Here is a 13,997-nt window from a genome sequence, read left to right on the forward strand (position 1 = left end):
GAGCAGTGAACACGGATGGAGCAACTATTAGTATTGACTTATGGAGACAAAATATATAAGTGCACATTACATCCAAATGAGCAATCAATAGTGTCGATTGGAAAAGAGTGGACAAACGATATTACGAATCCAAGTTTAGAACAAGAAGTAGAGTTAAAGTGGAATAATGAAGTAAATGCTTGGATGGTACAGGATCAATTAATAGAATTCAATAAGGAAATTGAGATTGGGAAAACAAGAGATGTGAGCTTGAAAATCTTTATATCTATTGTTGGCACAACTAAAGTGTTTGATATCGGAACGAAACATTCTCTTACAGTGAGTCAAAACGATTACGATGATATTTCTATTACCGGGACTAGTGTAGATTTAATGCTATCTCGCGAAACGTTGTACGATTCTTTTAAAGTGAACGTGTATGGCGGGGATGTATTTCATAATTATACGAAGTTAAAAGATAGCGTTATGTTGGAATCAGGAGACGTATTATATTTTGATGGTATTTTATTGGAGATTGGTAGTGAAGACATTCAAGTACTTTCTTCAGAAGATAAAGTGAAATCTGCGTTACCTATTTTAGTAGAATCAGAAACAAATTATCAAAGTGGTTATCCAGACTATCATCGTTCACCACGTATTATTTACCGTGAACCAGAAGAGAAAATGACAATTGCAAAGCCTTCAAGTATGCCATCAAAACCAACGGAGCATTTAGCAAGAATCATTGCACCTTCACTTGTCATGATTGTCGTAACTGTACTACTTGCTATTTTCATGAAATATGGAATGTTTATTATCGCATCGATTGCGATGACATTAGTAACAATCATTGTTTCTGTCACATCGTATATTAAAAATTTGAAGCAATATAAAGTCGATATTGTTGAACGAGATAAAAGCTATAGAGAGTATATAAAACAAAAAACGAAAGATTTACATGCAGAAAGTGAAAAACAGCGTCACGCATTACATTATCACAATCCAAATGTAGAAGTAATACGTAATATGGCAGTTCAAGTAAATCCTCGAATTTATGAAAAAACAATGTTACATCATGATTTCTTAACATTTAGCGTTGGAACAGGACAAGCTAATACGAGTTTTGAAATTCAATTTAATGAAGAAGAATTTAGTCAAACGAAAGATGAATTAATTGATATAGCACGTGAACTAAGACAGCGTTATCTATCGTTGGAAGATGTACCAGTTGTAACAGATTTAATGAATGGACCAGTCGGTTATATTGGTCAACGCTCTTTAGTGTTAGAGCAATTACAATTATTAGTTGCACAAACGGCTTTATTCCATAGTTATTATGACTTGCAGTTTATTACTATTTTTCCGGAAGAAGAAAAAGAAAAATGGGATTGGATGCGCTGGTTACCTCATGGAAGTGTTCGCGATATAAATGTACGTGGATTTGTATACCATGATCGTAGCCGTGATCAAGTGTTAAATAGTTTGTATCAAATATTGAAAGAACGAAAATTAAAACTAGATGAAAAAAGTTCTACTAATGAAAAAATGTACTTTGCACCGCACTATGTCGTTCTCATTACAGATGAAAAACTAATATTAGACCATGTTGTTATGGAATTCTTTAATGATGATCCGAGTCAATTAGGTGTATCACTTGTATTTGTACAAGATGTTATGCAAAGTTTACCGGAGCATGTGAAAACGGTAATAGATATAAGAGATGCAAAACAAGGGAACATCATCTTAGAGCAAGGAGAACTTGTTAACCGTCATTTTAAACTAAATCATGTGCCAAAAGGATTCAATTTAGAAGATATTTCACGGGCATTAGCACCATTAAATCATTTGCAAAACTTAAAAAATAGTATTCCAGAAAGCGTAACATTTTTAGAAATGTACGGCGTTGAAAAAGTAAAAGAACTGAATATCACAAGTCGTTGGGAGAAAAATGCAGCGCATAAATCTTTAGCTGTACCACTTGGATTACGTGGTAAAGAAGATATCGTAAACTTAAACTTACACGAAAAAGCACACGGACCACACGGATTAATAGCAGGTACAACAGGTTCAGGTAAATCGGAAATTATACAATCGTATATTTTATCTCTAGCAGTCAATTTCCACCCGTACGAAGTAGCCTTTTTACTAATTGACTATAAAGGCGGCGGAATGGCGAATTTATTCAAAAACTTACCGCATTTATTAGGAACAATTACGAACTTAGATGGAGCACAAAGTATGAGAGCGCTCGCATCAATTAAAGCTGAATTACAGAAAAGACAACGATTATTTGGTGAAAATGATGTAAACCATATTAATCAGTATCAAAAACTGTATAAAGAAGGCTTAGTAAGTGAGCCGATGCCGCATCTATTTTTAATTAGTGATGAATTCGCGGAACTGAAGTCAGAACAACCAGAATTTATGAAAGAGTTAGTTTCAACAGCGCGTATCGGTCGTTCGCTCGGAATCCATTTAATATTAGCTACGCAAAAACCGAGTGGTGTTGTAGATGATCAAATTTGGAGTAACTCGAAATTCAAATTAGCATTAAAAGTTCAAAATACGTCAGATAGTAATGAAATTTTAAAAACACCAGATGCTGCTGAAATTACATTACCAGGACGTGCTTACTTACAAGTTGGGAATAATGAAATTTATGAACTATTCCAATCAGCCTGGAGCGGAGCAGACTATGTAGAAAACAAAGAGGATAAAGAACATTTAGACGCAACAATCTATGCAATAAATGATCTAGGACAATATGAAATATTAAGTGAAGATTTAAGTGGCCTTGGTAGCAGTAAAGAAGTAATAAGCGTACCATCTGAACTGGATGCTGTTATTGACTACATTCACGATTACGCAGAAATAAATGAAATTGAAGCGTTAGCAAGACCGTGGTTACCACCACTTCCAGAAAGCGTATATTTACAAGACTTACATGCTATTCAGTTCAAAGAAGCATGGACGAAAGAAAAGAAACCATTACAAGCAACAGTTGGTCTACTAGATCAGCCAGAATTACAATCACAAACACCATTAACACTAGATATTAGTAAAGACGGACACGTAGCGGTCTTCTCAAGTCCAGGCTACGGAAAATCCACATTCTTACAATCAGTCATTATGGATGTAGCTCGTCAGCATAGTCCGGAGCATTTGCATGTGTATTTAGTGGACCTTGGAACAAATGGTCTTCTACCTTTGAAAGGATTACCTCATGTAGCGGATACGATTACGATTGATGAATCTGAAAAATGTTTAAAGTTTGTTGAAAGATTAACTCAAGAAATGAAAAATCGTAAACGATTATTAAGTGAATATGACGTTGCAAATATTGAAATGTATGAAAAGGCAAGCGGGAAAGAAATACCACATATTATTATTGCAATCGACAATTATGATGCAGTAAAAGAAGCGAAGTTCTATGAAAGCTTTGAAATGCTAATTATGCAAATTGTCCGAGATGGTGCAAGTTTAGGAATTCATACCTTAATTAGTGCAGGGCGACAAAATGCACTTAGAATTCAATTGTACAATAATATTAAAATCCAAACTTGCCTATATATGATTGATCAAAGTGAAGTAGCTAGTATTGTAGGGAGATCTGATATAAAAGTGGAAGAAACAGCAGGAAGAGCGTTAATAAAACTAGAATCTCCTACATTATTCCAGGTTGCACTACCTACGAAAGCAGAAGATGAATTACAGCAAATTCAATTATTACAACAAGAAGCAAATGATATGGATCGAGAATGGGATGGAGAACGTCCGAAGGCAATTCCAATGATGCCAGAAGTGATTGATATTGCTACTTATCGTAAAAATAAAGACGTTACAAAAGCTCTACAAGCAGCAAGAATTCCAATGGGGCTTGATTTTGCAAACGTAGAAGTTGTAGCTCATGATATTGCAGTGAATGATCATTTAATGATTTATAGTGTAGATGATAGTATGAGAAAACAAATTGTATCTAGCATCCTATCTCAATTGAATAAAGATTATTTTGAAAGTGTGACGTTGGTGGATACAGCAGAGTATAGTTTCGTTCAATATAAAGACGATGTGACGCACTACATTGTAGACGAAAATGAAATCAATATGCATGCGAAGTATTGGATGGAAGTAATTCGTGAACGAGCTCTTGAATTAGCACAAGCAAGACAAGAAGGTAGAGAAATTCCTGCATTCACAAAACAACTCATTATCATGACAAATGTTGAAGAGTTTAGTAAATTTGTTTATTTAGAAATGGAGGATGCAGCGACTTTAATTGATTTATCTCGTACAGTAGGTATTTACTTTGTATTAGCAGGTCACCACGACTACATGGACCGAAATCGTGAAGCTCTACCTATGAAAATGAGAAGTAAACTAACAGCAGCAATTATCGCAATGCCATTAAATGATCAAAGTATCTTCAACATAAAATATATAAGCAACGAAGCACCATTAGGTAAAGATGAAGTGTATTACTATCAAAAAGGGAACATAATGAAACTAAAAATGCCTAGAGTAACTAACGAGGTGACAGTATGAAATTAAAGAAGAAAGCTAAGGTGATGATAGTCGTGTCAATAATGGCAAGTTTATTAAGTGGATGTGGTTTTGGAGAGACAAAGATAGAGTATGAGAGATTAGTAGAGGCATTGGATGAAGGGGACATGAAGACAGTTATGTCTGCGAGTGATGATGGGTATGCGTATGTGAAAGAAGAGGTTAGGGATAGCACTTTTATTGAGGATAATAATAAGCAAATAGGAGTAGTTTATCAAACAACGCAAGGTATTTATAGTATTAAAGATAATATTCTTTTTGGTGAGGCACAAAAGAAAGTCAATACTCCAGTTGAGGATGAAAAACATAGTGACAACCCACAATATAAAGAAGAAGTTGTATTCAAGTCAGATATAAGATACGAAAATGGACAGCTAGAAGCTTCAAATCGAGGGGGAGATATGTCTAATATAAAATTAATGCTCAATAGAGTGCAAGGAATAAAAGAATTGAAACCAAATGTGAATAAAAAAAGCTTCAGCCAACCAGCTACGATAAGCTATAATTTATCAGAAACTCAATTTAAAGAGCTATTTAATGGGAATTTAGGATTAGAGTATGAGAAGTTTAGTTATGCAACACTACTAATTGAATTTAATTCTGCTAAGGATACAAAGGAAAATCCGATGGAAATAACAGAGATAACAATTTCGATAGGCTATAAACAAAGAAATGAAGAAAATAATATGATTAGGCATGATCAAGAAATAACAACATATTTACATAATAAAGAAGAAAATAATCGGAAATCAAAAAAAGATTACTTACAATATGAAAAGAAATTTAAAGAAAGCCATTAATATATAAAGGGGAGAATATGGTGAATGAGGAAGATTATAAATTAAGTAGTGATGTAGGAAAATTAAGATTATCGGCAAAAGATATTTATGATTATAATGCACAAGAAAAAAAATATAATAATTCTGATCCAATAATAAATAAACAGAAGTTACAAGACAACTTTAATGCTAATATTATAGCTTCTGATGATATTCATTCAGTAACTGGATTTGGGGCGTATGCTTTAGAGGATAGAAACACGCATGAAATTTTCATTGTATACGTTGGAACCCAACCGAGCCAAATAGGTGATTTAGCAACCGATGGAGCAATTGGACTGCATAATTTAACTAATTCACCTATATTGGGGTCATTAGCAGAATTTCAGTATAGTCAAGCAGAAAAATTTTATGAAAAAGTCAAGGCGGGGAATAAAGGAAAGAAGATAACTTTACTAGGGCACTCCTTAGGTGGCGGAGCAGCGAATACAGTTGCATTAAGACATCAAGAAGATAATATAAACGTATTAGCTTTAAATCCTGCGCCTGTTTTAAATAAAGATGTGGTTAAGTACGGATACGGGACCAATATGAAAAATTGCCGCAGTCTTATAAATGAATATGATCCTTTGTATGGCGCCATTAAGGCCGCAGATTTTGTAATACCTGGACAGGTTTATAAAATGGAAAATGGGGAAGGGCATTCTTTTTTATATGATCCAAAGTTTTATTCTAGGAATGGGAATGTAGCAATAGATAAATTGAAAAAGGTTAGCGAAACAGGATTTGATTGGAAATTTGGTTTTTTAGAAATATCAGAATCTGCTGGGGACCTATATAAAGGAATCACTGGAAAAAAAACATTAAGTACAACAGAAGAAGTTGTAGTGGATTTAGTGGTAAATGGAACCCCAGTCAGTGCAATTCTAGTTGCAATAACAGTAGTGGGAGATACTAGTGCTCTAGCAACAAAAATAGCAAGTATAGGTGTAGAAACAGGAAAAAAAGCTTTGAAATTTAGTAAGGAAGTTATACAAGAAGTTAGAAATCAGGTGAATGCGGCTGTGGATTGGATAGAGAATAAATTAGCAAAATGTAAGGAAAAGGTACTTGAAGTGTTAGAATCAGTATTTAACGCAGCTGTAGATTTTTTAGTAGGATGCATTATTCTTTATTTATCCCGTGATGAAATTATAGCAATTGCAAAAGAAGTAGCATCTTCTCTTGTTCAAGATATTTTAGATGTATTTAAAGGTGACTTTGAAATTGATACAAATATTGCTTCAATTGCTGGAGATTATGTAAGAAGCCATCGCCAATCATTATTAAACTATTTTATGAATGATGGTAGTAGAGGATTAAATCGTTCATTATTAGTAGAGATTTCCAGAGATGTGAACGAACTTTCAAATGATTTAAAAGAGTTAAGTCAAGATGTAACAGATGCGGTAATTTCTATGATAGCAAAAGATGAAGAGTTAGCTTCGGTTTCCTATTATTGATAAATGTTAAGGAAGGGGGTATGAGGATGGATTTACATATGATAATGTCGAGGGTTCATAGTACATTTCCGGACAGTGGTGGGCGAGATCAAATTATTAACGTTGTTATGCAACTTGAAAAAGCAGCTGTATCTTTGACAGGAGATATTAGAAGATTAGAAAGTAGTATTGATAATAGTTTGCAAGGTAAAACACGTGATGCTTTTATTGATCGTATTCGCCAATTAGAAAAAAGGCGACAAAAAATAGAAGAGAAAATTATCGTATTAAAAGGATCGGTGAATTAATATGAAAGATTATATGGAGAAAGTTTTGCCTTTAGGAAGTGTAGTGAGGTTGAGTACTGAGGAAGAAAAAGATGTAGAGTATGTAATTACTACAAGAGGAATACTTCTCGATGAAGACACTTTCTATGATTATGGTGGGGTATTACACCCAGTAGGTTTGACGGCAGAGACATATAAATTATTCAATGACTTTGATATTTTAGAAGTGAAATTTGAAGGGTATAAAAATTCTATTGAAGGAAAATTTGCTCATAATTTTAAAATATGGCGAAATGAATTTGTAAAAACGATAAAGAACAAGGCTGAAAATAATAAGTAACAATTATTAATAAAACAAGGGCTATAATATATTTAGAAATAAATAGACTTTCCTCTTCCAACATGGAAAGAGGAAAGTCTATTTTTGATTGAATAAGAATCTAAATATCTAGTATTACGTGGGAACAACATGAAAAGGAACGCCACGAATTTATAGCAAATAGAAAAAGAATAAGAGAGAAAGAACAAAAGCGAAACAAAAACTGAAATGAAAGTTGTAAATGATAATTGTAAACTTATATAGAATAAATGCATTATTCATAAGTTAACTAGTAAAGGGAGGGATGTAATATCTTGAATAAAGATCCCAAAACTGTAAAAACAGAAAAAGGTTTATTTGAAAGTGTAATAGTACCTATTATTGTCGGGATCATGTTTATCTTTTAATTCTATATAAAGTAGCACAGTTTCTGGGGAAGTGGATTGTTATCTTTGGAATAATATTTTTTATTGGTAGTATATTTCTTTGCATATATCTAGAAGAATATGGGGGGATTGGGCGGTAGGATAGGGTTAATATCAATGTTACTGTTGTATTTTATGTTTATTAGAAAAAGTAAAAAAGCTAGTTTAATATGAAATACCAAAAACATGTATTAACTCTCAGTTTGTCTACAAAAATAGAGTTAATACATGTTTTTAGAAAAGGTGGTGTCATTATATGTGGAACATAAAAGAAAAAGATTTAGATGCATTTAAAATAACATGTAGAAACCGTTTAAGTCCTGAAGCTGCTGTAGGTTTTATGCTAGGCTCAATCATATACACCTCATTAATCATGTTAGGTGTAATTTATGGTTTGGTGAAATTTGGTTGGTCAGTATATCCTAGTTTACTAGAGGAAACAATTATTAAAATAGAGTTATGTTTGTATAGCTTACAAATCATTTTTCTTATTGTATATTTATTTCCCAAAGCCCGTTTTAAATTTCAAAAGTTACAAGCTATAGTTATATTGCTATATGCACTTCAACTTGCGACTATAGGATTTGTAACAGTAGTTGTTTCGAGTATTTTCGGTTATTCAAATGATCATGTTACATTGACTTATGTAGCCTTATTATTGTTAGGAGCTTTTATTATTCATATTTTTACAACAATTAATACCTTTAAGCAAGCTAGCGAAGGCGCATTTAGTAAGTGGGAAAATTCAGTTTCATTTTTTAGTAAGACAAAAGATTTATTAATGATTGCCTCTATACTATATGTATTAACTCTCTTAATCTTAATTTATATTAATAATGATTATACGATGGGGCAAATAGGTTGGTATGCCGTATTGACCCTTATACTATATTCAGTAGCCATAGGTGCAGCAGAGTTCCAATTATTAGCCTATTGTAGATTCAAATTTCCGATATTTTACATTTCGTGGGAGGAACATGAAAGGGAACGTCAGGAATTCTTAAAGCGTTATAAAGAGAGAGAGGAAAAGAAAGCAAAATAAGTTTTGGTTTCTGAAAATTCGAACAGAATATATAAACAATTAAGGATTGTATAGAAATCGATGCTATTAAAAATTAAAGTATCTTCAATATAATCTGTATGAGTAAGTAAATATCAGTAAGTAAAGGTGAAATGTATTACTTTCCAAAAAGAAACATAATGAACTTAAAAATGCCTAGAGAAATCAACGGGGTGTCAGTATGAAGTTAAAGAAGAAAGCCAAGATGATGATAGTTCTGTCAATAATAGCAAATTTATTAAGTGGATGTGGTTTTGGGGAGACGAAGATAGAGTATGAGAGATTAGTAAAGGCATTGGATGAAGGTGATATGAAGACGGCTATGTCTGCGAGTGATGATGGGTATGCTTATGTGAAAGAAGAGGTTAGGGATAGCACGTTTGGGGCGGAAAATGATAATCGCATTAGCGTTGTATATCAAACAACAGGAGGAGTATACAATATTAAAGAAAAAAAGTTCTATGGAACAACTTTGCAAGAAATTGCTAGTTCATTAAATAGTGAGCAAAAAAAAGAAGAGATTGTATATAGAACTAGTATTAAATATGAAGATAATCAATCAAAAAGTCCAGATCAAAATTTGGATGTTTCGAATGTTCGATTTATATTTAATAGATTAAAGGGAATAGATAGTTTAAGACCCAAAAAAGATAAAAAAAGATTTAGTGAGTCATCCAAGGTAACATATTACTTAACCGAATCGGAATTTCAAGAAATAATTAATGATAAGTTAAAGGTGGACTACGATAAATTTGATGAAGCAATATTATTAATGGAGTTTAGTTCGGCGAAAGATTCAAAAGAAAATCCAATGGAATTCACTACAATAAGCATCACAATGGGATATGAAAAAAAGAATAAAGAAGGCCGATTAATAAGGCATGATCAAAAAATAGCAATCTATTTAAATAGTAAAGAAGATAACAATAAAGCTTCTAAAACCCGATATGAGAAGTATGAAAAACAATATTCAAATAGCAAGTAATGTATAAAATAAGGGGAAAGGTGTAGTTATGGTATGAGTAAAAGGTTAGTTAAAAAAATAGTTATTGTAATGACTGTAACGTTTTTACTAAGCGCGTGCAGTTTCGGGGAAACAAAAATAGAGTATGAGAGATTAGTAAAGGCATTGGATGAAGAGGACATGAGTACGGTAATGTCTGCGAGTGATGATGGATATGCTTATGTGACTCAAAGAGGTATTTATAGTACGTTTGAGCAAAAAGAAGATGGAGAGCACAGTAAGACAATTCGTCAAACTACGGAAGGTGTATATAATACAAAAGATAAAAGTTTATATGGAGAGGCGATACAAACAGTTGCGACTGATATAGAAAAAGACAAGGGGAAAAGGACAAATGAAAATTATAAAAAAGAAACTATTTATAGTACTCATGTTAAGTATGAAAATGGACAGGTGAAAAGTTCGGATTCAAATCTAGATGTTTCATACGTAAACTTAATTGTAGATCGTTTAAATGGGATAGGGAAACTAAAGATGAAGCCCGAGAATGATATAAAAAAGTTTGATCAGCCTAATTCAGTTGGATATCGACTAACTAAATCTGAATTTAAAGATATTATTAATAATAAATTAAAGATACAATACGATGAATTTGATGGAGCAACAATCGTATTGCACCTGGATGCCTCAAAAAATCCAAAACAAATTTTGCAAATGAGGATAGATATAGATTTTAAAGAAAAGAATGAGGATGGAAAATTAATAGAAAATATGTTCCAAATAATAACGTATTTTAATAGAAAACAGGATAATAACCAAGATGCGAGACAGGAATATTTAAAATACAAGGCGCAGTACAACAAAAGAGATAGTTAAGAGTGGCGATGAAAATAAAAAGGTATAAAATCAGTGACTAAGAAAATTGAATCTTTATTTTGGTAATATACTATAGTTCGGGGAAAGGTGAAGCTAACAAATGTGGAACATAAAAGAAGAAGATCTAGATGAATTTAGAATTACATGTAGACATCGTTTAAGCCCTGAAGGAGCTATGTTGTTTATGTTTGGTGGAATGCTTTATAGTTCGTTATTGATGCTTTTTATTTTTGGAGCATTAATTAGATTTGGCTGGGATTACTATCCGACTCTTTTTGACACAGTAATGGTCAGAATGGAATTGTTGTTATATAGCCTACAAGTAATCTTTTTTATTATATATCTGATCCCTAAGGTACGTTTTAAATTTCAAAAGCTCCAGACATTGGTGATATTATTATATGCGTTTCAGTTAGGTACTATAGGTCTTACGGCGTTTGTTCTTCCAGGGATGAGTAATTATTCTATTAATTTTATTACGCTTATTTATGTAGGTTTACTAGTATTAGGAGCAATACTTGTTCATGGTGTAACAACATTTGATACTTTTAAACAAGCAAGTAAAGGTGCGTTTAGTATGGGAGAAAGATCTACTTCATTTTTTAATAAGGAAAAGAAAAATGTAATGTTTGGTGTGGTAATTTATGTACTAATTCTTCTCGTTTTAATTTATATACAAAATAATTACTCATTGAGCATAATGTTTGGTTACTTTATATTTACATTCATCATGTACGCGATAGCCATAGGCGCAGCAGAGTTCCAATTATTAGCCTATTGCAGATTTAAATTTCCATCATTTTATATTTCGTGGGAGGAACATGAAAGAGAGCGTCAGAAAAGACTAAAGCTTTATGAAGAGAAGGAAAAAAAGAAAACTAAAGAAATAAAATAAGTTTTGCGTCGAAATGGGGAAAGATGAATGCTTAAAATAAAGGAAGAAGATTTAGGTTTTTTTCAAATTACAAATAAAAACCGATTAAGTCCGGATTATATAAGAATCTTTTATGGGGGAGTTTTTGCATATACTTCTATACCAATGCTCATCATGTTTTTAGGTGTTTTGCTGAACGGTGATAAGATTTCTCTAACTCCTTTTGAAAAGATAGTTGTACAAACTGAGGTTAAGTTGTATGTTGATGTATTTTGTGTTTGTTAAACAAAGTAAAAAAGGCTAGTTTAATATGAAATACCAAAAACATTTATTTACTCTCAGTTTGTCTACAAAAATAGAGTTATTACATGATTTTAGAAAAGATGGTGTAATTATATGTGGAATATAAAAGAAAAAGATTTAGATGAATTTAAAATAACATGTAGAAATCGCTTAAGCCCAGAAGACTCTGTGGGATTTATGTTTGGAGGAATAGTTTATAGTTCATTATTCATGCTTTTTATTTTGGTAGCATTAATTAAGATTGGCTGGGGATACTATCCGACTCTCTTTGACAAAATAATTGTTAGTATTGAATTAGTGTTATATGGTTTGCAAGTAATCTTTTTCATTCTATATCTAATTCCAAAAGCTCGTTTCAAATATCAAAAGTTGCAAGCACTTGTGATATTATTATTTGCATTTCAGCTAGGAACTATAGGATTCACATTGTTTATACTTCCAGCAATTTCGAATTATTCAACTGATCAAATTACATTATTGTATGTGGGTTTATTGTTTCTAGGAGCAGTTTTTGTTCATCTGGTGACAACGATTGATACCTTTAAACAAGCAGAGAGTGGGGCATTTAGTATGGATGAAAGAGCAACTTCATTTTTTAGTAAAACAAAAGGCAATGCAATGATTGGTGTTACGATATATGTACTAACCCTTCTTATTTTAATTTATGTTCATAATAATTATGAAACAGGGGTTTTAGTGGGGTATATGGCAGGAACCCTTGTAATGTACGCGGTAGCCATAGGTGCAGCAGAGTTCCAATTATTAGCCTATTGTAGATTTAAATTTCCATCATTTTATATTTCGTGGGAGGCACATGAAAGGGAACGTCAGGAATTCTTAAAGCGTTATAAAGAGAGAGAGGAAAAGAAAGCAAAATAAGTTTTGGTTTCTGAAAATTCGAACGGAATATATAAACAATTAAGGATTGTATAAAAATCGATGCTATTAAAAATTAAAGTATCTTCAACATAATCTGTATGAGTTAATAAATACCGGTAAGTAAAGGTGAACTATATTACTATCAAAATGGGAATGTAATGAACCTAAAAATGCCTAGAGAAATCAACGGGGTGTCAGTATGAAGTTAAAGAAGAAAGCTAGGATGATGATAGTTCTGTTAATAGTATCAAGTTTATTAAGTGGATGTGGTTTTGGGGAGACGAAGATAGAGTATGAGCCATTTGTCAAAGCTTTGGATGAAGGTGACATGAAAAAGGGTATGTCTGCGAGTGATGATGGGTATGCTTTTGTGGAACAAAGAGGCATATATAGTACATATGAACAAAAAGAAGATGGAGAACATAGAAATACAATCTATCAAACTTCGGAAGGAATATATAATACGAAAGATAAAAGTTTATATGGAAACACAACACAAGAAGTTACTTCAGCAGTAGACAGCAAAGATAATAAAGAAGAAGTTGTTTATCGTACCAATATTATGTATAAAAATGGGCAGGTACAAAGTACGGATTCAAGTCTGGATGTTTCATACGTGAACTTAATTGTAGATCGTTTAAAAGGGATAGGGAAACTAAAGATGAAGCCAGGAGGTGATATAAAAAAGTTTGGTCAGCCTAGTACTGTTGGATATACACTAACTGAATCAGAGTTTCAAAATATTATTAATGATAAGTTGAAAATACAATATGATGAATATGGTGGTGGATCAATCGCATTGCATATTGATTCTAAAAATGGTTCAAAGCAGATATTGGAAGTAAGTATTGTAATAAATTATAAGAAAAGAAATGATGAAGGCAAGTTAGTAAAATACATATCACAAATACATACATCTTTTGATAGTCACCAAGGCAATAACCAAGATGCGAAACAGGAATATATTGATTTTAAAGCACAGTATAATAAGAAGCAGTAATATTAAGAAGGGCATTTGCACGTAAAGATAATAGCGACATAGGTGTGATAAATGTTTCATAAATATAGTGGAAAGAATTTGAGGATAAACGCCCCAATTGCTGGAGTAGATGCAACAATTGGGGCGTTTATCTATCTAAAATTAGCTTGAATACATGAAATGTTTTAGTTAGGGGCATGGCTTTACAAGGAGTTTCTTCATAATAACGGTG

At 32.4% G+C, this 13,997-nt stretch carries 10 protein-coding genes and 4 pseudogenes; all 14 read left to right on the plus strand.

Features of this window, described 5'->3' with window-relative positions; translation table 11 throughout:
- Positions 1-15: 15 nt before the first annotated feature.
- Positions 16-297: pseudogene (locus tag MHH55_RS36375) on the plus strand (FtsK/SpoIIIE N-terminal domain-containing protein); the annotation flags it as partial.
- A pseudogene (gene essC / locus MHH55_RS04470) lies at positions 292-4,521 on the plus strand (type VII secretion protein EssC); the annotation flags it as partial. The pseudogenes MHH55_RS36375 and essC, both read left to right, overlap by 6 nt.
- The gene (locus tag MHH55_RS04475) at positions 4,518-5,339 is read left to right on the plus strand and encodes a DUF3952 domain-containing protein (protein WP_000768469.1); all 822 of its coding nucleotides are present in this window, start codon (positions 4,518-4,520) and stop codon (positions 5,337-5,339) included. The pseudogene essC and the gene MHH55_RS04475, both read left to right, overlap by 4 nt.
- Positions 5,340-5,356: 17 nt before the next feature.
- Positions 5,357-6,820 carry a lipase gene (locus MHH55_RS04480; protein WP_029442152.1) on the plus strand — a complete coding sequence of 488 codons (1,464 nt, stop codon included), beginning with the start codon at positions 5,357-5,359 and terminating at the stop codon, positions 6,818-6,820.
- 26 nt (positions 6,821-6,846) lie between these two features.
- The gene (locus MHH55_RS04485; protein ID WP_000363091.1) at positions 6,847-7,107 is read left to right on the plus strand and encodes a hypothetical protein; all 261 of its coding nucleotides are present in this window, start codon (positions 6,847-6,849) and stop codon (positions 7,105-7,107) included.
- 1 nt (position 7,108) lies between these two features.
- The gene (locus MHH55_RS04490) at positions 7,109-7,426 is read left to right on the plus strand and encodes a DUF4176 domain-containing protein (RefSeq protein ID WP_000656387.1); all 318 of its coding nucleotides are present in this window, start codon (positions 7,109-7,111) and stop codon (positions 7,424-7,426) included.
- A 293-nt stretch (positions 7,427-7,719) separates the two neighbouring features.
- Positions 7,720-8,004: pseudogene (locus MHH55_RS04495) on the plus strand (hypothetical protein).
- Positions 8,005-8,086: 82 nt separating this feature from the next.
- On the plus strand, positions 8,087-8,872 hold the full coding sequence (locus tag MHH55_RS04500) for a hypothetical protein (RefSeq protein ID WP_000267167.1): 786 nt from the start codon (positions 8,087-8,089) through the stop codon (positions 8,870-8,872).
- Between the two features lie 199 nt (positions 8,873-9,071).
- On the plus strand, positions 9,072-9,875 hold the full coding sequence (locus MHH55_RS04505) for a DUF3952 domain-containing protein (protein ID WP_134207673.1): 804 nt from the start codon (positions 9,072-9,074) through the stop codon (positions 9,873-9,875).
- Between the two features lie 33 nt (positions 9,876-9,908).
- Entirely contained in the window at positions 9,909-10,730 is an 822-nt protein-coding gene (locus MHH55_RS04510) for a DUF3952 domain-containing protein (RefSeq protein WP_071740431.1), read from the plus strand.
- A 100-nt stretch (positions 10,731-10,830) separates the two neighbouring features.
- On the plus strand, positions 10,831-11,625 hold the full coding sequence (locus MHH55_RS04515; RefSeq protein ID WP_078186663.1) for a hypothetical protein: 795 nt from the start codon (positions 10,831-10,833) through the stop codon (positions 11,623-11,625).
- 27 nt (positions 11,626-11,652) lie between these two features.
- Positions 11,653-11,868: pseudogene (locus MHH55_RS04520) on the plus strand (hypothetical protein); the annotation flags it as partial.
- Positions 11,869-12,000: 132 nt separating this feature from the next.
- Positions 12,001-12,786, plus strand: a complete 786-nt coding sequence (locus tag MHH55_RS04525; protein ID WP_139019872.1) for a hypothetical protein — start codon at positions 12,001-12,003, stop codon at positions 12,784-12,786.
- 199 nt (positions 12,787-12,985) lie between these two features.
- On the plus strand, positions 12,986-13,786 hold the full coding sequence (locus tag MHH55_RS04530; RefSeq protein WP_000768480.1) for a DUF3952 domain-containing protein: 801 nt from the start codon (positions 12,986-12,988) through the stop codon (positions 13,784-13,786).
- Positions 13,787-13,997 lie beyond the last annotated feature (211 nt).

The sequence above is a fragment of the Bacillus sp. FSL K6-2944 genome (genome assembly GCF_038005385.1).
GTDB classification, from domain to species: Bacteria; Bacillota; Bacilli; order Bacillales; family Bacillaceae_G; genus Bacillus_A; species Bacillus_A cereus.